This window comes from Clostridium lundense DSM 17049, from assembly GCF_000619945.1.
Lineage (GTDB): Bacteria > Bacillota > Clostridia > Clostridiales > Clostridiaceae > Clostridium_AO > Clostridium_AO lundense.
In genome coordinates this window covers 25,356-49,387 of record NZ_JHVC01000011.1, presented here as the reverse complement: position 1 = coordinate 49,387, position 24,032 = coordinate 25,356, and the positions used below count along the sequence as shown (strand labels likewise).

The 24,032-nt window shown below is 29.0% G+C and carries 24 protein-coding genes; 2 read left to right on the top strand and 22 right to left on the bottom strand.

What is annotated here, in order from left to right:
• Nucleotides 1-17 precede the first annotated feature (17 nt).
• The 10 genes from T514_RS0113495 to T514_RS0113450 all read right to left on the bottom strand — a co-directional run bounded on the left by T514_RS0113495 (nt 18) and on the right by T514_RS0113450 (nt 10,065).
• On the bottom strand, nt 18-1,358 hold the full coding sequence (locus T514_RS0113495) for an MATE family efflux transporter (RefSeq protein ID WP_027625266.1): 1,341 nt from the start codon (nt 1,356-1,358) through the stop codon (nt 18-20).
• 222 nt (nt 1,359-1,580) lie between these two features.
• A complete protein-coding gene (locus T514_RS0113490) occupies nt 1,581-2,462 on the bottom strand; it encodes a hypothetical protein (RefSeq protein WP_027625265.1) in 882 nt (293 codons plus the stop codon).
• Nucleotides 2,463-2,552: 90 nt separating this feature from the next.
• On the bottom strand, nt 2,553-3,806 hold the full coding sequence (locus tag T514_RS0113485) for a WD40/YVTN/BNR-like repeat-containing protein (protein WP_027625264.1): 1,254 nt from the start codon (nt 3,804-3,806) through the stop codon (nt 2,553-2,555).
• Between the two features lie 66 nt (nt 3,807-3,872).
• The gene (locus T514_RS0113480) at nt 3,873-4,754 is read right to left on the bottom strand and encodes an AraC family transcriptional regulator (protein ID WP_242850605.1); all 882 of its coding nucleotides are present in this window, start codon (nt 4,752-4,754) and stop codon (nt 3,873-3,875) included.
• A gap of 36 nt (nt 4,755-4,790) precedes the next feature.
• Nucleotides 4,791-5,699 (bottom strand): alpha/beta fold hydrolase, encoded by a 909-nt coding sequence (locus tag T514_RS0113475; RefSeq protein ID WP_027625262.1) that lies wholly within the window; start codon nt 5,697-5,699, stop codon nt 4,791-4,793.
• A gap of 276 nt (nt 5,700-5,975) precedes the next feature.
• Entirely contained in the window at nt 5,976-6,839 is an 864-nt protein-coding gene (locus tag T514_RS0113470; RefSeq protein WP_027625261.1) for a pentapeptide repeat-containing protein, read from the bottom strand.
• Between the two features lie 194 nt (nt 6,840-7,033).
• On the bottom strand, nt 7,034-7,591 hold the full coding sequence (locus T514_RS0113465) for a DUF6143 family protein (protein ID WP_027625260.1): 558 nt from the start codon (nt 7,589-7,591) through the stop codon (nt 7,034-7,036).
• A gap of 240 nt (nt 7,592-7,831) precedes the next feature.
• Nucleotides 7,832-8,842 carry an ROK family transcriptional regulator gene (locus tag T514_RS0113460; protein ID WP_027625259.1) on the bottom strand — a complete coding sequence of 337 codons (1,011 nt, stop codon included), beginning with the start codon at nt 8,840-8,842 and terminating at the stop codon, nt 7,832-7,834.
• Nucleotides 8,843-9,472: an HAD family hydrolase gene (locus T514_RS0113455; RefSeq protein ID WP_027625258.1), complete on the bottom strand. Its 630-nt coding sequence runs from the start codon at nt 9,470-9,472 to the stop codon at nt 8,843-8,845.
• A 23-nt stretch (nt 9,473-9,495) separates the two neighbouring features.
• On the bottom strand, nt 9,496-10,065 hold the full coding sequence (locus T514_RS0113450) for a sugar O-acetyltransferase (protein WP_027625257.1): 570 nt from the start codon (nt 10,063-10,065) through the stop codon (nt 9,496-9,498).
• A 324-nt stretch (nt 10,066-10,389) separates the two neighbouring features.
• On the opposite strand from T514_RS0113450, the gene T514_RS0113445 reads away from it, so the two are divergent.
• On the top strand, nt 10,390-10,710 hold the full coding sequence (locus tag T514_RS0113445; protein WP_027625256.1) for a PadR family transcriptional regulator: 321 nt from the start codon (nt 10,390-10,392) through the stop codon (nt 10,708-10,710).
• Nucleotides 10,703-11,881, top strand: a complete 1,179-nt coding sequence (locus T514_RS0113440) for a DUF2812 domain-containing protein (RefSeq protein ID WP_027625255.1) — start codon at nt 10,703-10,705, stop codon at nt 11,879-11,881. The genes T514_RS0113445 and T514_RS0113440 overlap by 8 nt, the downstream gene beginning before the upstream one ends.
• 139 nt (nt 11,882-12,020) lie before the next feature.
• On the opposite strand, the gene T514_RS0113435 is transcribed toward T514_RS0113440, so the two are convergent.
• The 12 genes from T514_RS0113435 to purE all read right to left on the bottom strand — a co-directional run bounded on the left by T514_RS0113435 (nt 12,021) and on the right by purE (nt 24,023).
• On the bottom strand, nt 12,021-12,785 hold the full coding sequence (locus T514_RS0113435; protein ID WP_027625254.1) for an ABC transporter ATP-binding protein: 765 nt from the start codon (nt 12,783-12,785) through the stop codon (nt 12,021-12,023).
• Between the two features lie 55 nt (nt 12,786-12,840).
• Nucleotides 12,841-14,151, bottom strand: coding sequence for a hypothetical protein (locus tag T514_RS0113430; protein WP_156939918.1), 1,311 nt, complete (start codon nt 14,149-14,151; stop codon nt 12,841-12,843).
• A 13-nt stretch (nt 14,152-14,164) separates the two neighbouring features.
• Nucleotides 14,165-14,842: an FtsX-like permease family protein gene (locus T514_RS0113425; RefSeq protein WP_027625252.1), complete on the bottom strand. Its 678-nt coding sequence runs from the start codon at nt 14,840-14,842 to the stop codon at nt 14,165-14,167.
• 98 nt (nt 14,843-14,940) lie between these two features.
• Nucleotides 14,941-15,999 (bottom strand): sensor histidine kinase, encoded by a 1,059-nt coding sequence (locus T514_RS0113420; protein ID WP_034869146.1) that lies wholly within the window; start codon nt 15,997-15,999, stop codon nt 14,941-14,943.
• 16 nt (nt 16,000-16,015) lie between these two features.
• Nucleotides 16,016-16,705: a response regulator transcription factor gene (locus tag T514_RS0113415; protein WP_027625250.1), complete on the bottom strand. Its 690-nt coding sequence runs from the start codon at nt 16,703-16,705 to the stop codon at nt 16,016-16,018.
• 257 nt (nt 16,706-16,962) lie between these two features.
• Nucleotides 16,963-18,210, bottom strand: coding sequence for a phosphoribosylamine--glycine ligase (purD, locus tag T514_RS0113410; protein ID WP_027625249.1), 1,248 nt, complete (start codon nt 18,208-18,210; stop codon nt 16,963-16,965).
• Between the two features lie 24 nt (nt 18,211-18,234).
• Nucleotides 18,235-19,734 carry a bifunctional phosphoribosylaminoimidazolecarboxamide formyltransferase/IMP cyclohydrolase gene (gene purH, locus T514_RS0113405; protein ID WP_027625248.1) on the bottom strand — a complete coding sequence of 500 codons (1,500 nt, stop codon included), beginning with the start codon at nt 19,732-19,734 and terminating at the stop codon, nt 18,235-18,237.
• A 19-nt stretch (nt 19,735-19,753) separates the two neighbouring features.
• Nucleotides 19,754-20,365: a phosphoribosylglycinamide formyltransferase gene (purN, locus tag T514_RS0113400; RefSeq protein ID WP_027625247.1), complete on the bottom strand. Its 612-nt coding sequence runs from the start codon at nt 20,363-20,365 to the stop codon at nt 19,754-19,756.
• Nucleotides 20,366-20,398: 33 nt separating this feature from the next.
• The gene (purM, locus tag T514_RS0113395; RefSeq protein WP_027625246.1) at nt 20,399-21,394 is read right to left on the bottom strand and encodes a phosphoribosylformylglycinamidine cyclo-ligase; all 996 of its coding nucleotides are present in this window, start codon (nt 21,392-21,394) and stop codon (nt 20,399-20,401) included.
• Between the two features lie 18 nt (nt 21,395-21,412).
• Nucleotides 21,413-22,831, bottom strand: coding sequence for an amidophosphoribosyltransferase (purF, locus tag T514_RS0113390; RefSeq protein ID WP_027625245.1), 1,419 nt, complete (start codon nt 22,829-22,831; stop codon nt 21,413-21,415).
• 2 nt (nt 22,832-22,833) lie between these two features.
• Nucleotides 22,834-23,544 carry a phosphoribosylaminoimidazolesuccinocarboxamide synthase gene (gene purC / locus T514_RS0113385; protein WP_027625244.1) on the bottom strand — a complete coding sequence of 237 codons (711 nt, stop codon included), beginning with the start codon at nt 23,542-23,544 and terminating at the stop codon, nt 22,834-22,836.
• Nucleotides 23,544-24,023, bottom strand: a complete 480-nt coding sequence (purE, locus tag T514_RS0113380) for a 5-(carboxyamino)imidazole ribonucleotide mutase (protein WP_027625243.1) — start codon at nt 24,021-24,023, stop codon at nt 23,544-23,546. Before purE ends, purC begins: the two co-directional genes overlap by 1 nt.
• Nucleotides 24,024-24,032 lie beyond the last annotated feature (9 nt).

Below are 24,032 nucleotides of genomic sequence, written 5' to 3'. Positions count from 1 at the left end.
AAGCTACTATTTTTATTCTAACTTACTTTATTCATTTTTTTATACTCTTTACGCATTAAATATACTACTATAACAAATATTATCCCATCTAATAGTGGATTCACAAACCATACTCCTGTAATTCCTACTGCATAAGGAATCAATATAATTGCTGGTACAAATAAAATTATTTGTCTTAATAAAACCACTACACCTGCATTTTTACCATTACCTATTGATTGAAAAAATGTTACCCCCATAATGAATATGCCCATTAGTGGGAATAGACTATACATTATTCTAAAATTAGTAACTCCTTCATTAACTATTGCAGAATCTGTTATTAGTAATGATAGTACCCTTTCAGGGAATAGCTCAATAGGTATCCAAAATATACAAGCAAGGCAAGTAGCTCCTAATATAAAAGTGTTTGTACATTTCTTTACTCTAGAAAATAATTTTGCTCCATAATTTGTTCCAACTACTGGCTGTAGTCCTTGGCTCATTCCCCAAAGAGGAATAAAAGAAAGTGCTTGTATCCTTAATGTTGCTCCCATTAATATTAATTGATTATTTCCTCCATATTTTGCTGCCATTCTATACATTAATGTTTGTTGTACCATGCTCATCAATTGCATCATCATAGCAGATGTTCCCACTGAAAATATATCTGAAAGAAGAGTTTTCTCAATTTGTATTTTATGAAATCTAACATTTTTACTTTTTCTTATAAAATAAAACATTGTAATAACAGCTTGTATAACTTGAGCTATTATAGTAGCTACTGCTGCACCCTCAATACCATGTTCTCCAAAAGCTATTATTAAAATAGGGTCTAATACTATATTCAAAATAGCTCCTATCATCATAAAAGCCATGGCTTTTTTCATAAGTCCTTCTCCACGCATTACCATGTTAGCGCTTTGAGCAAAATTAACAAAAACTGAACCCATGAAAATAATACGAAGATACCTTACCCCTAAATCTAAAATTTCTCCTTTTGCACCAGTTAAAATCAAAATCTCTTTTGCAAATGTAATTCCTATTACCATAATAATAATAGAAAATATCAAAACTAATGATACCAAATTCCCCATAATTTTATTTACTGTTTCTTGATCATTCTTACCTATTGCTCTAGATAAAATAGAAGATGACCCAATTCCTATCAAAGTAGCTATAGCACTATTCAAAAATGTAATTGGATATGCAACTGCTACAGCCCCCATAGCATTCTTTCCTATTAGTTGTCCAGCAAAAACTCCATCCATAAATGAATACAAACCTATTACTACCATTCCCACAATTGCTGGAATACACAATTTAAACATCAACTTTTTAGGTTCTGTTTTAATTAATTCTTCTCTATTTTTACTCATAAATATCTCCACCTTTCATTTAGTCTATAAAAAATTGCTGATATATCGTTATAACAAGTAATAAATCCATCAACTAAAATCTCATGCATGACTTTCTCTAACCAAATTATAATTGATAATGATTATCAATATCTACTCCAAAAAATATAAAAATGATCCAAAAAATAAAAAATAGTAGTTTCAACTCTTGGTTGATTCCTACTATTTCTATATATAATAATCTTATCTATCAACTTTTTTAAATAAACCATACTTTTCATCTTTCAATGATACATGTCCTATAAAAATAGTAGCTTCCTTATTCAATAAACAACTACTATCTATTTTACTGCCTTCATTAAGGATAATAGATAAATCAGGAGCTAGACCTGACGCTTGAAAAACTACTGCTCTATATCCTTTTTGTACTGCATTAGCCCCATCATACACAAAAGTTTCTTCCCCTTTTTTATAAATAAATTTGTTATTTTGAACAATTAAAGTATTATTAGGATTTTCCTTATCTACCCATTTTCCTGTTATGCTAGCTGTTACATAATTATAGCTAATAGGTTCTTTAAAATTAAAGGTATATACATGTTGTTTAATATCTTCATATTTATTATATAAATAATTAACTGTAGCTATATTCTCACTAATCCAATTTACTTTATATTTTCCCGATGAAAAAGCTCTGTATAAATTTTCTGTAGGATATTCATCAACTCTCTTACTGAACAAATAGAACCTTCTCTTTAAATCAAAAGTTTTAACTGAACTATCCTTTCCATGCTTTTTATTAACAACTTCCTTTATTATTATTTCATTTTTAAAATTGTGGGAATTAAAAATAAACACTTTGTTTTCACTAGCATCTAATAATGCTTTAGTGTTAAATCCTAAAATTACTAATATAACTACATATTCTATCCATCTTAAATATTTATTTTTGCTACATAGCATAATAGCTAAAAATAAAATTCCATAAACTATAGCAAAATATATCCAATCATAAATTAAGTAATATCCTTTCCTCTTTACTATCTCCATAGATAATAGTAACAGGATTAACATTACAAAAACTACACCTACTACTATCTTAATTTTTTTGTGATTTTTTAGCATATATATCTCACCTTTTACATTATTTTTTAGTATAAACAATAATTATTTTGCTATTTATTAATTAATTTTTATTTATCACATTGATTATAATTATTCTGCTATAACAACTCTATCAAATTTCCAAGTCAATCCATAATCTTCTGTTATGAACTTTCCCATTTTTCCTTTTCCAAAATCACTATTTTCCCCTTGCGAAACTAGTATTTCACCCTTTTTTCCTTCAAACTTTGGAATTTGCGCTTGTGTAAATTTATTATTATACTCAACAGGTAATGGAAGTTTTAAATCATTCCAACTTTTTCCCTTGTCAGTTGTATATCTTATCTTAGGATATTGCTCATAGGATTTGTAGCATATAAATCCTATTTTATCTGTTGAAAATGCTGCTCCATTTACTAAAGTATGAGTTATTGAGCTTGTATCTCCTATTTTACCCCAGTTAATTCCACCATCATTTGTTTCATAAACATAAGTCATTTCAGATGACATTGCTCTATCTCCTGTAGCAACAACATGTCCATTTTTATCTGATGTAAAATCTAAAAATAATTGTCTAGTTCCACTTGTTTCATCACTAACTACTGCTTTTCTCCAAGTTACTCCTTTATCTTTTGATGTTAAAAAAGTAATAGGAAATCCTTCACTTCCTCCATATACAAAGCTTATATTATTTGCTGTAATAATAAAACTTCCTTTTTGAAGCTCCTGAGTATTTTCTAATGGTTCTCCCCTACTGAACAATACTTTTGCGTCAATAGGTACATTAATCCAACTATTTCCTCCATCATAGGTTACTTTTATATTATGTCCCTCTAAATAATAGTTTTTATCACTTTTGGCTAATTTTTTTTCCTTTTTTCTAGCCTCCATTACAATTTTAGATTTATTATTGTCTCTTTTTGATTTTTCTTTATCTATAATTTTATAAGTATACTTATTGTTCTCATTTGATATTTTTATTTTTAATATCCAACTTCCTTGAAGTTTTCCATCCTTAATTTTCCCCCAGCTCTTATGGGTTTTATTATTTTGAGGAGTAAGATTAAAATCTATCTTTACAACTACTTCATCATTGCTAAATTGAAGTAGTTCTTCTTTTTGTACACTAAGATTTCTCACACTTTCTTTATCCTCATCTGGCTTTTTTAAAAATGGCTCCATATAAGCTTGAATCAATTGCCCACCTATATTTATCAAATCTCCATCATAATTTGCTACTTTAATTACTTTTCCCGAATTCTCTCCATCATTAATATTTTGATCTTTAAGATATAGGAAAATTGTTGCTGAAAAAATCAATATAATACCTATACATAATCCAATTATCCACTTTCTATTTTTCATAATCTCACTCTTTTCTATTTTTTCTTTCTATATAATTTTATCATATTACATCAATCACCTCACAATTTACTTTCTTTTTACAGGAATCCACACTTCGCATCTATATTCACTTTGCTTTTTATCATTCCAAAAGTTTTTTTCAATACATGGGCCTTCTACTTGTTCAAATCTGGAAGAAGGAAACCATTCTGAATATATACGTCTCCATATGTCTTGTATAATCAAATTATTTGGTATATCTCCATTACCTTCGAATACTGCCCATGTAAGTTTTGGCACCTCTAATATAGTAAATTCATCTGATATATCTACTTCAAGCAATTCAGCCCCCATTATATATTTTCTTGTTCCATCTTCTTTAAATCCATAATGAAATCCATTCAACAAAGTGCCTTTGGGATTTTCTAAAAGTTCATTTATCCTATCATGTGTTCCATTTTCAAAAATCTTATTAATAAATCTTGGTATCTCCTCATATGCAGCATCATTAACCACCGTTGTTACAAATTCTGCACCAAATACTTTAAAACCTTCCTTTTCAACTATTCTATAAATAATTTCACATTCTCCTTTCATTGATATTTCAAAAGAGATTTTGGGAAAAGCTTTAATTTTTCCATTAAGCTTTTTTAAAGCTGATGGTGATATTCCTTGCAGTCTTTTAAAAGCTTTAGTAAATGCTTCTGGACTTTCATAACCATATTTCAGTGCTATATCAAGTACTCTTTTTTCTGTTGTAACCAACTCTTCTGCTGCAAGAGTAAGTCTACGATTTTTTATATACTGAGTTACTGTAAATCCTGTTAACGCATAAAAAACACGCTGAAAATGATATCGTGATGAACACGCAACTTTTGATATGTCATCTATATTAAGTTCTGAATCCAAATTTCTTTCAATGTATTCAATTGTATTGTTAAGCAATGTGATTGTTTCCAACTTTCTCAAGTCCTTTCAAAATCATTACAAAACCGTAAATCAGACTTATTCCATCTTCTTATATATATAACTTGTTATAACTTCACAATATTTATCAGGTTCCTCGATTCTAACATAATGGCCGGAAAAATCAAATATAACCACTTGTTTGTCTGGCACTCGTTTCATAAATTCTGCTGTTTGTACTTCACAAGTTATTGGATCATATTTACCTTTAATTAATAAAGAAGGCTTATTTACGTTTGATAATTCAGTAAACACATCGTTATACACTCGCCAATCCTTCAATAATTTAATTCTTGTGTTGGTAGATTTATCCCATAAATTCTTAGCATCATTAGTACTCGTAGCTATTCTATCAATAATTTGCTTATCATTTCCAAACCACATATAGTTATTGTAGTTAGCTCCAAGCTCATTTAACACCTTCATAAGAAGTCTATTAATCTCTTTGTAATCCGTAATTTCTCTTAAAACTTTAAAATAATCTTCTGCCAATGTTAAATCTCCTAATTTAATTAATTCCTTGGCTGCTGCATTTAGCATAGAACGCTCTGAAAGTGCAAAATCAAAAGACGGGCATTCATATATCATATATTCAATAGAATCAGGGTATAAATTAGCATAAAGGACAGCCAGATACCCACCAAATGAGTGACTAAGCAGTGACCATTTATTTATATGTAATTTTTTTCTTAATTCCTCAAAGTCTTCAATAATATCCTCTAGTGAAATATGTTCTTCATCTAAAATGGCTTGAGATCTCCATACTCCTCTTTGCTCTGGAGCTATAACTTTAAAGTTTTTTGATAATCTATCCCCTTGATATTGAATAAAATCTGCAACACCAATTCCACCAGGCCCACCATGAATAAATAACAATGCTGGAGACGAATCCTCTCCTAAAATTTCAGTATAAATATCTTTTTCCCTAATTTTATAATAATCCCCCATATAATATGTCCTTCCTATAATAACCTTAACTATTTTCTAATTTCTTGCATCCACTAAAAAGTATATCAGAAGATACTATTTTATTTCTGTCTTATTGTGCTTTAATTTGTCTGAATTGATTTGCTTACGTTTATTGTCTAATTATACTACTAGAAGTAACTTTTTAATTATTCTTTATAAAAAAACTAGGAAATATCCTCACAGATACTTCCTAGTTTCTTAAAATCACTCCAAATTACATAACCACGAAACGTCCCTCTGGATATTCCCAATCAATTATTTATCCCAATGCGCAGGGCGAACTAATGATATTGGTAATCTTGTATTAGAGTTTCCCTTAGCTGCATTAATTTGGACTTGCGTAATAAATATACTATTTGTAAGATTAGCTCCACTTATATCCGCATCCCTCAAATCAGCTCCAATAAGATCTGTTCCACTTAAATCAACATCTCTAAGGTTTGCTGCTATAAGCAGTGCTCCACTTAAGTCTTCTCCTATTAAATTAACTTTTCTAAGATCTGCTCCAATAAAATTCAATCTTCCAGCAATTGTCTTCCTGTGTTTCAAAGTAGCTTTTTTTCCTCCACGAGCTTTACCTCGTGCAAGTTCACTAGTTTTTAAAAGTAATTTGTTAACATTATGTCTATGTACTACTAAATCTAGCTTTATTAGAGAATCAGCATCTAAATTAGTAAGTCTAACTGTTTCATCTATCATATCTCTAATTTTCTCCTGAATAGTCTCATCATATTGCATTCTGAATGCTTCTGCTAGATACCATAACATTTCATGAAGCTGCCTCATAATCAAAAATACATCAAACATTTGTTTTGAAGTTTCTGTGTTTTTTATCCAATCCTGTCCACCATATGTAACTTGTGCAACTTTTTGACCTGCTCCAAAGCAGTCATAAGCAGTACACCCTTTCAGTCCCTTCTGCCTAAGATTTTTATGAACAGCACATTTAAAATCAGGCTGTAAATTTATACATGGTTTTCCCGCATCTTTATCAGTTGGAAAACCCTCAGAAGCAGAAAAATATAATGCCACACAGCAAAATCCCAAACATTTTTCACAGTGAATTTTCAAATTTTTATGTAATTCTTTATCATACTTAATTGTATTTTCATATGTCATATTTATTGTCCCCCATATTCTTTACATATCATAAACAACTTAACTTCTAAATTGTATCATAAATTCATGTTGAATTACTACATACTAACATGAGAATAAACAGAGTTCCAAAATATCAATTTAGGGAACCCAAAAATAATAGGTTCCCTAAAAAATATCACATTATCAACATCATTTTTTATCATAGTAAAAATTTACTTTTCCCACCAACCAAAAGCTACAATAGCATTAATAGTCTGACTACTAGAACTAGAGCTTTTTAAGAATATTAGTGCATTTCCACCTGAAGGTATTATTATTTTTCCATCTTCTTCAGATACTAAGGTAGTATTAGGAGGAACAATTCGGTCATATATATTAACTCCGCCAGATGGCATTCCCTCAGTAGACTGTACATATTCTAATAAAACATCTGGCCTAGGTTGCGGAACTAAAGCTGTATTAGCAGGTGATACGGATGAAGAAATAGCTGGATCTCCTGGTGGGTTTGTATTTACCCAAAATTCAGCTGTTATTATACTTGAAGAAAAGTTGGAAATTGTTAATACATTGAAAAATAGATCTTTGCCAGAATTTCTAGGGTTCACTAGAGCTGCCCATGCATTACTGCCGTTACTGATAAATAATGATGGAGTTTGTCCTATAAAGTATATGCCTTGTAGAGATTTATATAATGGATTTGGAATACTAACTACTTTTTGTAATGGTTTTACAAATTGCTGATAATCACAAGTTTCATTATTATCCAACATAGTAACACATCCTTTTAACTATAAGTTGTTGAAAGTACTTAATTGATAAACAAATTTCTAATTAATATTAAATTTTATCTATATTGTATTATATGAATATGGATGAAAAAAGTGATTATCCTCAATATGACTTGCCTTTTGTCTTAGAAAAAAATCATCTCGGTCAAGTTCAAGATTAGATTTATCAAAGGCATTTCTAACTAAATATTTAAATAAGTTGTACATTTTGTACACTTTAAACTATTTATTTACTAATTTGACCTGCTTATTTATTTTTTGTAAAGCTATTTCAGTTATACCTAATAGACCATAATCACTTCCATTTTTATCTACTATTATATTAGTTTTAATATTAAACTCATTTTTGTATCTATTAATTATTGGAATTGCAAGATTATATCTAAAGTAATTTCCTCCTAAAACTATTGTCTTAGGGTTTAATAAACTAGCTATTATTTTTATAGTTTTTACAGTAGCATTTATATATTCATCATTATCTAAATTTCTTAATAATATATTATTTAGATATGTATCGCCGATAGGAAGTACTCCTACTTCTCCTGCAGATCCATTTGCACCTTTATAAAGCTTTCCATTTACAATGATACCTGCTCCAGCACCTAAGCTGGTAAAACTAATATAAATTATACTTCCACTATCTGTATTATTTTTATAATATCCTACTGCAACTGAATTCAAATCATTTTCTAATACAACAGGAATATTATATTTACTTATTAATTCTTCTTTTAAGTAAACTTCCTTCCAATCATCAACACCTAGTCCTGATACATATCCCCTCTCTGTTACAATCCCTGGTACATTTATTCCTATACACTTAATATTTTTATATTTATCTATAACTCTATTAAAAGTATTATATATACTATCTATATCCTCTTTAGATTTTAATTTTTGACTTCTATCTTCTAAGATTTCACCAACAGCATTTACTACTCTATAAGTTAATTTTTCCGCTTCAACTGTAGCAGCTATGATACATGTTTTATCAGCATTTATTTTGTATCTTTCTGCTCTCCTTCCACCACTTGATTTATCTAATCCAACAATAACTATATCCTCACATTTCAAAAGTTCTTTTAAAATAGATCTAACTGTTGTATGACTTATTTTAGTAGCTTCTGTTATTTCTGCTCTTGTAGCTGTTTGTTTTTCCTTTATACATTGCAGTATAAGCGTTTTATTTACTTCCTTTAATGTTTTTGGTTTTCCTGCTATATTATTATTCATTTATACTCCCAACACCTTTAAAATATCTTTTGGTTCATTTAAGTAATAATCTGCTTCAATTCCTGTAGTATCTGCCCCTCCCCATACTGCTAAAGCAAAATCCATTCCTGCATTTCTTGTTGCCTTATAATCTGAAACAGTATCCCCAATATACATTGAATACTTTGGTTCTACGTTTAATATTTCAATAGCTTTTAGCAACGGTTCTGGATGTGGTTTATGATTTTCTGTATCCTCTGCTAAAACAACACTCCTCATATAATGTTGTAGACCTGTTTTAAAGAAATCTATTTCATATTGCTCTTTCATTTTCGAACTACATATCCCGCATAGTATTCCATTTTTGTACAAAGATTCTATAACTTCATTGAAACCGTCGTATAACTTTGCTCCTTCTTCATATTCATTAACATATTTTACCCACTTAGCATAAGATGCTTCAATATTTTCAAATCCTAATAGTTCTAATGTTCCCTTACCTGCATAATCCCTGTACTTTAGCAAATCATCATAAGGAATATCTTGTCCTAGTTCCTCTTTAACTAATTTTTGTAGTGGTACCATGTTCATCTTTTCTGTATCTAACATAGTTCCATCTAAATCAAAAATTATACATTTGTACTTCTTCATATTTCTCTCCATTTTCTTATATTTTATTCTCTTGTATCCCTTATAATTCTACATGGATTACCTACTGCAACTGAATTGCTTGGTATGGATTTAGTAACTACACTTCCTGCTCCAATTACACAATTATCTCCTATAGTTACTCCAGCTAATATACTAACATTTCCACCTATCCAAACATTATTGCCTATGGTTATGGGTAAAGCATAAGTTTTATAAGGCGCTTCTCCATTATTATTATTTATTCTTTCAATTGGGTTAACTGGATGTGATGGTGTAAAAATTCCTGTACCTGGCCCTATTAAGACGTTCTCTCCTATAGTAATCTTATTTGAATCTAAAAAAGTACAATTAAAGTTGATAAATGTATTTTTTCCTATAAAAATATGTTCACCATAATCACAGAAAAAAGGTTTTTCTATCCAAACACCATTACCAACACAGCCTAATAATTGTTCTAATACTTTATTTGGTTTTTCTAAAACTTCTCCATTAAACTTATTAAGCAGTACTTTTGCCTTGTTATGAATAGTTAATAATTCATTATCTCTTGAATTATAAAATTCCCCATTTAATAATTTCTCCCTTTCAGTCATCATATCCCTCCTATACTTTTATCATAAACTTTTAAAAGTTTATGATAAAAGTATAACAAATATTGGTACTTAATTCAAACATTATTATCTATTGTTATAGGTTTTATCACTTCATAACACAAACAAAAAAGCTTAATACTTGTGCTTTATCCATTATATTATAAATCTTCATCTTAGATTAAATTCAACAAAACTACTATACATATCTTCTGGAAAATAATGTGTCATTTTTATTGACAATTGTAATCTTATGGAATACTATTATGTTACACGATATATCGCATCGCATAATACTATGTTGCATAATAAATGGAGGTGTTTGTCGTGCCATATAATGGCGGGCCTATGACAGAAGCCATGTACTATGTGTTATTGGCACTTATGCATCCAAATCATGGATATCAACTAATGAACTCAATTAAAGAAGTATCTAATGGAAGAATAACTATGGGACCTGGAACACTCTACGGAGTTCTTTCACGTATGGAAAAGGATGGACTAATTTCTCTATCAAAGGATGATGGTAGAAGAAAAACTTATAAAATTACATCTGATGGTAAAGATGCTCTTCACAATGAGTATAATAGGTTGTTAGCTTTAGTCCAAGATGGAATAATCTTAAAAGAAGGTGATGAAAATGAATGAAACAATTCTAAAACTCAGACCTACTGATTATTGGCGTATTGGTGAACATGAAAGTTGGTTTGCATATATGTCATCTCAAGGATTACATCTAAAAAAAATGGGGAGATGGTTTGCTAAATTTGTTAAGGATGAACCTAAACAAATAAGATACAGAATAGAAGTATCTTGTGATAAAGCAATTACATCAAAGCAAAAGGAGATGTATTCTGAAAGTGGATGGGACTATGTTACAAGGCATGGCAGCTTTAATGTATTTTCATCACCAGCTGAATTAAATACACCTGAACTTCATACTGACCCTGCTGAACAATCTTACACTTTAAAAGAACTTGATAAGGAATTTACAGCAAGTGCTTTTATTATGGTATTGGGAATAACTTTAGAAATATGGGTTATATATTATTTTTATTTACGAGGTTCAGTATATATTCTTGATTTAGTAGAAGGCAGACTGATTCAACAGACAATTCTAATGATATTTTATTCCTATGTAGTATATAACTTGATAAAGGCAGCTATTTCTATACGAATTTTACGAAAAACACTTTCTGAAGGAAGACCTATTAATCATAATTCTCCATGGAAAAACCGTGGTAAAATACATTTTATGATTTATATCATTTTTCTTTTTGGGGTTATAATTTCTCCTTTTATTCAATTTGCAGTAAGTAAAACAATACCACTAACACAAGCTCCTACAGATTTACCTATTATAAGATTAAAAGATATTGAACAAAATTCTTCCAATTATTATATTCCAAGCAATGTCAATGAGATGAATATATACTATGATTGTAGCTTATTTGCACCTATACGATATCATTTTAGTGAAAATAGTAGTCTTCCTAATGAAGAGGAAAAGTATAAAAGTGGAATGTATTATTCACCAAGTATTAAGACTTGGGCTTATCAACTCAGATTTCCATCTATGGGAAAAGGCCTAATTTCTGATCTAGTAAAAAAATGTAGTATATCATACAAAGAGGGATCTTTTATAGAAATAGATAGTAAGGATTTTGATCAATTAATTATTTTTGAAAAAAAATATGATTTTAAAGAAGCATTTGCATTAAAAGGAAAAGGTATAATTCACGTTAGATATTGGGGATATGCAGATAACGACTCCATTATAAAAAACATTGCCCAAAAGATTGATTTAATATCCAACTAAATTTCTAAATGATAACATTAAAAAGTGGTAGTTGAACTCTTTAAACTGCCACTCTTAGTTTAACATATATTTCTTTTTACTTTCTTATATATTATAAGACTTATACTATGAAAATCTAACATTTAAAATTGCACTACCTTTAAATGTTAGTCATTCCACCTCCAATTACAGCTTGGCAGTCAAGTATTTCATTAAAGAACTTTTGCCTATCCCCTTTTCTCACAATTTCTATATTAATACTTCCATCTTTAATAAATATAATTCTCTTGCAAAAACTTGCTGCAAATGTATCATGAGTTACCATTATAATTGTACTATTCCTTTGTTCGTTCATTTTGCAAAAACAACTCATTACATTATTTGATGATTTTGAATCTAAATTTCCTGTTGGTTCATCTGCTAAAACAACAGCAGGATTATTAACAAGCGCTCTGCTTGCTGCTGTTCTCTGCATTTGCCCACCAGATACATTGTAAGGATATTTATCTCTAATATCATAGATTTCAAAGAATTCCATAATTTCTTTTGCTTTTTCTTCCATAATCGGAGGCTTGATTTTATCTAATACCATTGGAAGCATTACATTTTCCTTTAATGTCAAACTATCCATAAGATTAAAATCTTGAAATATAAAACCTAAGTTTTTTCTTCTAAATGTAGCTAGTTCGTCTTTACTTAATGCTTCAATATTCTTATCCATAATTTTTATATTTCCTGAAGAAGGCTTGTCTATACCCCCTAGAATATTCAAAAGAGTAGTTTTACCACTTCCAGAAGGGCCCATAATCCCTATAAATTCACCACTCTCAACTTTAATATTTATCCCATTTAAAGCATGAGTAATATTACTTTCATTTTTTCCCCCATAAATTTTAGTTAGCTGTTTTGTTTCTAAAACTGTCATTTTATTCCTCCCATATAATCCCAGAGTATTTTTGCATTATTACGGTAATGTTTTCCTATTGATCTTTTACTATCCTTTCAATATACTTTTTTCTAGTAATGTAGTAAAAAATAGTATGAATTATTAAATATGCAGCAATTATTGGTAATATATTAATTAATAATCTTGTATAATCTTTATATTCAATAGAATGTATCGCAATATACACAAATCCCAAAATCCCCCCAATTACAGCAGGACTAATGAATATATATATCAATTCTTTGGAAATTATATTCTTCATTTCTTTTTCAGTTATCCCTATTTTAAAAAGTTTTTTATATCTTATCTTTGCATAACCTGATTCTGAAAGAATTTTAAAATATAATACAGCTCCACTTGATATGAAAAAAATCGCACCAATAAATAGCATAGAAAATAAATAAAAACCACTTTCAGCTTTACCAATTTCATATTGTCTTAATTTTGAAATTGGTTTCAAAATGTCAATTTCTTTTCCTTTTACTTTAAATTTTTTATTTATATCCCATACATTATCTTCATCTGAAATTTTATTTACTTTCTTTAATTCCTTAAAAAGCTCCACATAAACCTTATTCGTTTTTTCAGTTTCTTTAAATTTTAAAAGATGAACTTTTCCCATTATATTAATATTACTTTTTGTTAAAATATTATTAAAATCCTCTTCATCTAATACAATTAGAGTATTAGTAATATAACCGTTTCTATTAAACAAAAATCCAGTAATATTAATTCCTCCATAATTAAAAGTATATATTTCTCCATTTTTTCTATTTTTAAGTTTTATATGCTTTTTATCTGTATAGTATTCACTACTTTTTTTATAAGTACATTGTAATGCATAGCCTTTTTCTACATTTATATATTTATTCGCCAACTTACTGGCTTCCACCTCAGAAACAACTGTTATACCACTACTCCAAAAACTTTCTTTTTCGTTAATTATATTTAAATCCATAAGCATAAAATTTGCATCTTTTTTATCAATTAAAGGTGTTTCACTTTTATTAACTATTTCATAAAACTTACTTTGTTCTAAATTATTTATTTTATCCGTTTCTATATACATTATGTCATAAGGAAACTCAAAATCTATGTTGCGAGAAAATAATATCTTATTTGCATAGCTTCCTCCAATAAAGTAAATACACATCGCCGTACATAATGAAAGTATATAGAGTATATTTTTAAAACTTACAAATCTGTATTGAACTTCTTTTAAATTTATTATATTTTTGAAATAACTACTTTTGTTCTTTTGTGCCATAAAAAGAAGTGCACTACTAAAATAAGAAATACACATATACAATCCAACCAAAGTAGCTGCCATAAAAACTCCAACCATGCCAACATGTCTCTCAAAAATAGTTTTTATTATAGTTAAATACATTAATGCACAAGAAATAATAATTATAATGAGTCCTATAAATGCATATAAATGCATATAAAGGCTTATTTGCTCCCATTTTTTCGCTTTTTTTATTCTCTTTTAAAAGCTGAGAAATTTCTAATTTATTTGTATACAATAATGCTTTTACACAAATTACAATAAAGATACCTAGAAAAATTGATAAAGATAAAAATAAGCATATAGAGCTTACAGAGTACTCTATATTTAATCCTATTATTTTTATAACAATCATAAAAAAAAGTCGTGAGAAAATCATTCCAAAAATTATACCAAAAATCATTGATACTAAAACAATTATTGAACTTTCAATTATTATAATTTTACATATATATTTTTTTGTCATTCCTAAAGTTAAAAACATCCCAAATTCCTTATTTCTTTCTCTCATAAAAGATGAATTAATAAATCCTATAAAGAAGAATGAAAATATAGTTAAAACACAGAATGATCCCTTCATTAATGAGTAAAGGGTAGTTCCTTCAAGTTGCCTTATAATCTCGGGATTGTACACAACTGTACTATGCATAAACAATACTATAATAATAAACACACCACTTAAAAAATATGCTATATATTTTGATGCATTATATTTTAGATTTTTTATTACTACATCTCTAAATGTCATTCTTATCATCTCCAATTAACCATGATGTTTTATTAACTCATTAGTTTAATTATATTTCCTGCTTATCAAAGAAGAAATGCATTTATCTTACCTAAACCTTACAATTTTGAAAGGTATTTTATTTTTACCTCTGTGCCTTTCCCAAATTCACTTTCAATTGTGATATCATGTGCTAGTTTTTCACATATAACTTTACAAATATATAATCCTATCCCTGTACTATTTTTATATCTTCTTCCGTTTTCTCCTGTGAAAAATGCCTCAAAAACTCTATTTATATCATAGTTCGGTATTCCTATCCCTTCATCTTTTATAGTAATAATTGTGTATTTATCACATCTTTTAATATTAAAACACACAAATTTGCATTCACTTTTATCCTCGCTAAAAGCTCTACTATATTTAATTGCATTAGAAATTATTTGGCCTAACATAAACTCATTCCATTTTCTATCACTTAAAACCTTTTCCTGCTTACACTCACAAATAACTTTTGGAAAAATATTATTATATACAAACTGACTTTTTCTATCATTAATAGCCTTTTTTAAAGAACCATATAAATTTACGGTTTCTGGCATATAGTCTCTTGAAAAATTCTCTAATCTTATCATATTTAATACTCCATCTAAACCGTTTAAAATCTTATTATTTTCTTCTTCTAATTCTTGTATTAGCTTAAATAAAGTTTCTTTTTTAATATCTTCATTAATTTTATTACTTTCTATGTCTTGTTTAAGTTTTTCAATAATAATTTCAATTACTGATACTGGAGTTTTCATATTATGAACCCACTGTGAAAAAAATCTATTATTTATTTTACTTTCTTCTTTCAGTTTATTTATACCATTCATATACCTATTACTGATTGTATTTATTGCTTTTTTTATTTCTTCATGTTCTTTTGTATTTGCCAAAATATCCACATTCTCGTTTACTGCTGCTTTCATAATGCTCCAATTAAATTTATAATATCTATAAAACTCAAAGTTAAAAAACAATATATAAATAGAAGTGGAAAGAACTATAGGATATAGTATAGGAATTGATTTATCTATATATAGATAAAAAAACAATATAATAAGAAAAGTATTAATAAAATAAACCAATGTAATATTAAGCTTATCCTTTATAAAATTTAAAATTATTCTATTCATTTTAACACCTATATTTCTAATTCTTTATTTGATGTGACTGAAGAAAATATCCTATACCACGTTTAGTTTTAATGGCATCTTCTATACCTATATCCTTTAACTTATTTTTTACTCTTGTTACATTTACAGTTAAAGTATTGTCATCTACAAACACAGTATCATCCCATAAAATTTCTAATAATTCTTCTCTTGAAACTATTTTATCTTTTTCTTCAATTAATTTTTTTATTAATTTACATTCATTTTTACTAAGCTCTATTTCCTTATCTTTGTAAAATAATTTATAATTACTTTCATCTAAAAATAATGCATTTACATGAGAATTATTCTTTTTAACATATTCCCCCACACTTCTTCTAAAACAGGCTTTTACCTTAACTAATAATAGTTGAAGGCTAAAAGGTTTTGTTATATAATCGTCTGCCCCAAGCTCAATACCCATAACTTGTTCTGCTTCTTCTGTTCTTGCAGATATAATAATAATTGGATTTATAGATTTTTTCCTAAAAATACGACAAAAATAAAATCCATCGTAGTATGGTAAATTAATATCTAATAGCACTAAATCAGGATTTATTTCATCAAATTGTTTCTCTATTTCTTTATAATCTTCTACTGTTATAACATCATAATCATATCTTTTAAGATACTCTTTTATATGTTCTTTTAGTTTTTCATCATCTTCTACAAGCAAAATCTTATACATTTTATCCCCCCATTAACAAAAAGACTAAGAATTTTTTCTTAATCTTACTTTCCCCTTTCTATATTTTGGTTTGCCTTATACTAACTTATTGTTTAATAAACTTTACAATATACTTCTAAATATTATCACCTAAATTATTACAATGTAATTATATCATAATTGTTAATATTATGGATTTTTAATCTTTATAAAAAAACTATCCTAAAATAGAAAGTAATTTCTATTTTAGGATAGTCATATTCCACATTTACCATTTACTAATATCTAAGTTTTCCAATATCTTTTCTAAAATACATACCATGAAAATCTATTTTATCCATCTCTTCATAGGCTTTATTTATACTATCTTCTAGATTGTTCTCTACGGCATAAGTACATAGAACTCTTCCACCGTTAGTTAAAAGATTTCCTCCCTTAAATACCCCTCCAGCTACAAATGAGTTGACTTCCTTAGGCATATTTATTTTAAAACCTTTTTCATACTTTCCTGGATATCCTTCTGATACTGCTACTACACAGCAAGAATTACCCTTCTTCCACTTTAAGTTAAAAGAAGAAAGTTCATTATTTAAGGAAGCTTTTATAAGATCTACTAAATCACTGTCCATTAAAGGTAATACCGCTTGTGTTTCTGGATCTCCCATTCTAACGTTATATTCTAATAGATAAGCTCCATTTTTAGTTATCATTATACCGAAGAATATTATTCCTTTATAATCAAAATTTTCTTCTTCTATTCCTTTTAATGTTGGCTTCAATATATTTTCATTAAAATCTTTCATAACTTCTTCAGTAACATATGGATTTGGGGCAATTGCACCCATTCCTCCTGTATTTGGTCCTTTATCTTCATCATAAATTTGCTTGTGATCCTTTGAGGATATAAATGGTAATATGACTTTTCCGTCAGTTATAGATAATATAGATGCCTCTACTCCTACTAAAAACTCTTCTATTACCACCTTTTTACCTGCATCCCCAAACATATCTTCTACCATAAATTTTATTATGATATCCTCTCCTTGGGAATAATTCTCACATATAACTACTCCCTTACCTGCCGCCAAACCATCTGCTTTGATTACTATTGGATAGTTACATACTTCTAAATACTCTAAAGCCTTATCTCTTTCATAGAATACTTCATAAGCAGCGGTTTTTACTCCATACTTTTTCATAAAGTCTTTTGAAAAAGACTTACTTCCTTCTAAAGCTGCAGCCTTTTTACTTGGTCCAAAAATTTTTAGACCTCTTTTTTTAAAATGATCTACTATACCATTTACTAAAGGTACTTCTGGTCCTACAATTGTTAAATCTACTGTATTTTCTTGTGCAAAATCCGCTAAAGAATCTATTTGTTCTATATCTATATTTTCACATTTATCCATTAACGCTGTACCACCATTTCCTGGTGCACAGTATATCTTTTCTACTTTAGGATTTTGTGCTACTTTCCAAGCTATTGCATGTTCTCTACCGCCATTACCAACAATTAATATTTTCAAAATAACACCCCTTTACTTTATAAGCTAGTGTTTAAAGTGTCTAATTCCTGTAAACACCATAGAAATTCCCTGTTTATTACACTCTTCAATGGACTCACCATCTCTAACGGAGCCACCTGGTTGTATTATTGACTTTATTTTATATTTTGCAGCTTCTTCTACTACATCTTTAAATGGGAAGAAAGCATCTGAAGCTAACACTACCCCTTCTTTTCCTCTATCTAAAGCTTGTGACGCTGCCCATATCCTATTTACCTGGCCTCCACCAATACCAACTGCTTTTCCATCCTTAACTACTACAATGGCATTAGACTTTACATATTTTACTACTTTCATACCAAACATTAGATCTTTCATTTCTTCTTCACTTGGCTTATTTTCTGTTACAACTTTTATTTCATCTATTAACTTATTGTCTGAACCTTGAAGTAATACTCCACCATCTACTTTTGCCATTTCAAATTTATTCTCAGGTTTTACATCACATTTAATAACTCTTAAATTCTTTTTAGATTTTAATACTTCTAAAGCTTCCTCTTCAAAATCTGGAGCAATTACTATTTCTAAAAATATTTTTACCAATTCTTCTGCTGTTTTCTTATCCACTATTTTATTAAAAGCTACAATACCACCAAATATGGACACTGGGTCACATTCGTAGGCTTTTACATAAGAGTCTAAAACTGAATTCCCAATAGCTACACCACAAGGAGTATTATGTTTTAATCCACAACAAGCTATTTCATCAAACTCATTAACTACCTTCCAAGCTATATCCATATCCTTTATATTATTGTAGGATAATTCCTTACCATTTAATTGAGTGAAATCCTTCATTGCTGCCTTATCAGTATTAGAAACATAATAAGCTGCACTTTGATGTGGATTTTCGCCATATCTTAAATCCATCATTTTTTTATATGATAAAGTCAAGTATTCTGGATAATCTTCTTCCAATAAAAAGTTACTTATGGCAGCATCATAGGAAGACATAAGATTAAATACCTTACCTGCTAATTTCTTTCTAGTTTTATAATCTACTTCGTCATTATCTTTCAATTGTGTTTTTATGTCATCATAATCATTAACATCTGTTAGAACTACAACATCCTTAAAATTTTTAGCTGCAGCTCTTATCATAGTTGGTCCACCAATATCAATAAATTCTACTTTTTCATCAAAGGATAAATCTTCCTTAACCTTTTCGAAGAAAGGATAAAGATTTACAATAACCATATCTATAGGTTCTATACCTTTGCTAGTTATGGTATCCATATGTTCTTTATTATCTCTAATAGCTAAAATTCCACCATGAATAACTGGATGAAGTGTTTTAACTCTACCATCCAAAATTTCTTCAAAACCTGTTACTTCAGAAATTTCTTTAACTTTAATTCCATTATCTTTTAAATGCTTATAGGTTCCCCCTGTAGATATTATTTCTACACCTCTATCTTGTAAAAACTTACTTATATCTAAAATTCCTTCTTTATTATAAACGCTTATTAAAGCTCTTTTTATCATACAAAACAACTCCTTTTTCTTAGGAATTAATAATAACTTTTCTATTAATTATCTCTATTTTATTTTCTATAAAATACTTTATAGCCTCTGGCAAGGCTACATGTTCTTCTACTAAAACTCTCTTTTGTAAAGATTCTGCTGTATCTTCTGTTAAAACTGGTACAGCCCTTTGTAGTATTATAGGTCCTGTATCCATACCACTATCTACAATGTGTACAGTACACCCAGATATTTTAACTCCATATTCTACAGCTTTCTCATGAACCTTTATACCATACATACCCTTTCCAGAAAAGGAGGGGATTAAGGAAGGGTGAATATTAATAATTCTATTTTGGAATGTGTCTATTAAGTTTCCTTTTAGATGTGAAAGCCATCCCGCAAGTACTATTAAATCCACCTTTCCTTCCACTATTTTAAGAATTTCATCTGATATGCTTTCTTTATATATGTTTTTTTCTAAAACATAAGTTTTTATATTATTATTATTTGCTCTTTGAAGAGCATAAATATCTTTTCTATCACTTATCACCATTTCTATAGAGCAATTCAAGTAACCAGAATTAATACTATCTATAATGGATTGAAGATTGGTACCGCCACCAGACACTAGTACTGCAATTTTAAATATATTTTTCATTTAAGTGCGTCCCCCTTATACTATCTATTGAATAACTACCTTACCTTCACCATTTTCTATATGCCCTATTTTATAAGCTCTTTCTCCCATTTCTATTAATGCTTTTATAACATCTTCTTCATCTTTCTTGTTTACACAAAGTACAAACCCTATACCCATATTAAAAGTATTAAACATTTCCTTTTCATCTAGTCCCTGACTTTGCATATATTTAAAAATATCTGGCATAGGGAAGCTATTTTTATCTATTACTGCATTTAAATTATCTTTAAACATTCTAGGTATGTTTTCATAAAAACCGCCCCCAGTTATATGAGCCATACCCTTAATATTAAATTTTTCTAATAAATTTAATACTGGTTTTACATATATTTTCGTTGGAGTAAGCAGCACTTCTCCCATATTTTTCCCATTAATGTTTATGCTTAAGTCCTGTATTAACTTTCTAACCAAGGAGTATCCATTACTATGAACACCTGAGGATGCAATACCAATTAAGCTGTCTCCATTTTCAATACTACTTCCATCAATTATTTTATCCTTCTCTACTACTCCTACAGCAAAGCCTGCTATATCATACTCTCCTTCGCTATAGAAGCCTGGCATTTCTGCTGTTTCTCCACCTATTAAAGAAGAACCTGCTTGAATACATCCTTCACTTACTCCCTTTACTATTTCCGCTGCTATTTCTCCGTTAAGTTTTCCACATGCTATATAGTCAAGGAAAAATAACGGTTTAGCTCCATGACATAAAATATCATTTACGCACATAGCAACGCAATCAATTCCAACAGTATCGTATTTATTCATTTTAAAAGCAATTTTAAGTTTTGTTCCCACGCCGTCAGTACCTGATACTAATACAGGATTATTATAATGTCCTAATTCATACATTCCTGCAAAGCTTCCTAGTCCATTTAATACTGATGATGTTAAAGTTTTATTTGTATATTCTTTCATTAATTTTACAGACTTATAACCTTCTTCTATATTAACTCCCGAATCTTTATAACTAATCATAAATAGACTCCTTTCAAACTATTTTTCTAATCTTTCTTTTGGAGCTTCTATTGGCGCAGATATTGGGTATTCTCCACAAAAACATCCTAAACAAAATCCCTTATCTTTATCTAAAGCTTTTAATAATCCATCTATACTTATATATCCTAAGCTATCTGCCCCTATCATATCTTTCATTTCTTCCACTGTCATGTTAGATCCAATTAGTTCATTTCTATAAGGAGTATCTATACCAAAATAACAAGGAAATTTTACTATTGGTGAAGCTATTCTAAAATGAATTTCTGTAGCTCCTGCTCTTCTTAAAATCTCAACAAGTCTTTTACTTGTAGTTCCCCTTACAATGGAATCATCTATAATTATTACTCTTTTTCCTTCTACATTTGCTCTTAGTGGATTTAATTTTACCAAAAGAGCTTTTTCCCTCATCTCTTGGGTTGGAGATATAAACGTTCTTCCAACATATTTATTTTTAATAAAACCTGTTCCATAAGGAATTCCTGAAGCTTTAGAATATCCTATAGCAGCAGGTATTCCTGAATCCGGTACTCCGATAACAACATCACCTTCTACTGGATGCTCCTTATACAATTGTTCCCCTGCTCTAACTCTAGATTGATAAACATTTATTTCGTCTATAGTACTATCTGGTCTTGCAAAGTATATATATTCAAATGAGCAAGTTTGAGTTTTGGTTTTTTCTGCAAAGTTTATGCTTCTTATTCCTTCTTTATCCACAATAACTATTTCTCCAGGTGCCACATCTCTTATGAATTCTGCCCCTACAGTATCTAAAGCACAACTTTCTGAACATAAAATATAACTATCTCCTAACTTTCCTATACATAATGGTCTTATTCCGTTAGGATCTCTTACTCCTATAAGTTTATCTTCTGTAAGTATAACAATAGCATAAGATCCCTTTATAGCTTGAATAGAATCTACTACTGCATTTTCTATTCCTTTTTTCGCTCCTCTAGAAATAAGATTTAATATAACTTCTGTATCTATAGAAGTTTGGAATATAGCTCCACCTTCTTCTAATAATTCTCTTATTACATCAGCATTTATCAAATTTCCATTATGAGCAATAGCTATAGATCCTAGTTTATATTTTCCTACAATTGGCTGAGCATTGTTTTTCTCACTACTTCCTGTAGTAGAATATCTAACATGCCCTATAGCCGCTATACCGTCAAGATTATTTAACACTTCAGGGTTAAATACATCACTTACGAGTCCCATATCTTTATGGCAAATGAGTTCTTTTCCATTAGATGCTACTATACCTGCACTTTCCTGTCCTCTGTGCTGCAATGCATATAAGCCATAATAAGTAATTGCTCCTACCTGTGATTTTTCTCCAGAAAAGATTCCAAAAACTCCGCACTCTTCTTTAAATTTGTCTGCTTCAATATCAAATATATCTTTTTTCATAACTATTTTCCTTCATTTATCCTATTTAATATTTCAATATAAGCTTCTTTTACATTTCCTAAATCTCTTCTGAATCTGTCTTTATCTAATTTTTCATTAGTTTTAGCATCCCAAAATCTACAGGTATCTGGAGATATTTCATCTGCAAGTAATATTTCACCATTAAATCTTCCAAACTCTAATTTAAAATCTACTAATTTTATATTTTCTTTTATGAAGAATTTCTTTAGGATATCATTTATTTTTGCAGCCATAGCATAAATTTCCTTTAATTCTTCAAAAGTAGTAAGTCCTATAGCAACTGCATGATAATCATTGATTAGTGGATCTCCTAAGTCATCATTTTTATATGAAATTTCAAATACTGTTGTTTTTAATTCCATTCCTTCTTCAACGCCTAATCTTTTGCTCATGCTTCCTGCTGCAATATTTCTTACTATAACTTCAAGAGGAACTATTTCTACCTTTTTACACAACTGTTCTCTTTCACTTAATTTTTTTTCGAAGTGAGTTTTTATTCCCTTTTGCTCAAGTAATGTAAATAAGCTAGAAGTGATTGCATTATTTAATACACCTTTATCTTCTATTTGTCCTTTTTTAACTCCATTAAATGCTGTAGCATCATCTTTATAATATATAACTACTCTGTCCTTATCCTCTGTTGAATAAACTTTCTTTGCTTTTCCTTCATAAATCATTTCTCTTTTTTCCATTATAACTCCACTCCTTTTTCATTTTCTTCAATAAAATTTTTCTTCATAATTTCTCTATATTCAATCAATTTTTTTCTTATTTCTGGATACTTTATAGAAAGTATTTCTACAGCTAACATTCCTGCATTGTAACTGTTATTTATTCCTACTGTAGCTACTGGAATTGATTTTGGCATTTGAACTATTGAGAAAAGAGCGTCCAATCCATTTAGAGCTGCATTTATTGGCACTCCAATAACTGGAACGATTGTTTTTGATGCGATAACCCCTGGTAAATGAGCTGCAAGTCCAGCTCCTGCTATAATACATTCACAATTTTCATTTTCTAATTTTGTTAAAGTTTTTTCTAATTGTTCAGGTACTCTATGCGCTGATAATATATAAGCTTCATATTCTATGTTAAATTCTTTTAAGGCCTTTGCGGCTCCCTTCATAACTTCACTATCTGATTTGCTTCCAAATATTATTGCTACTTTCATATCATTCCC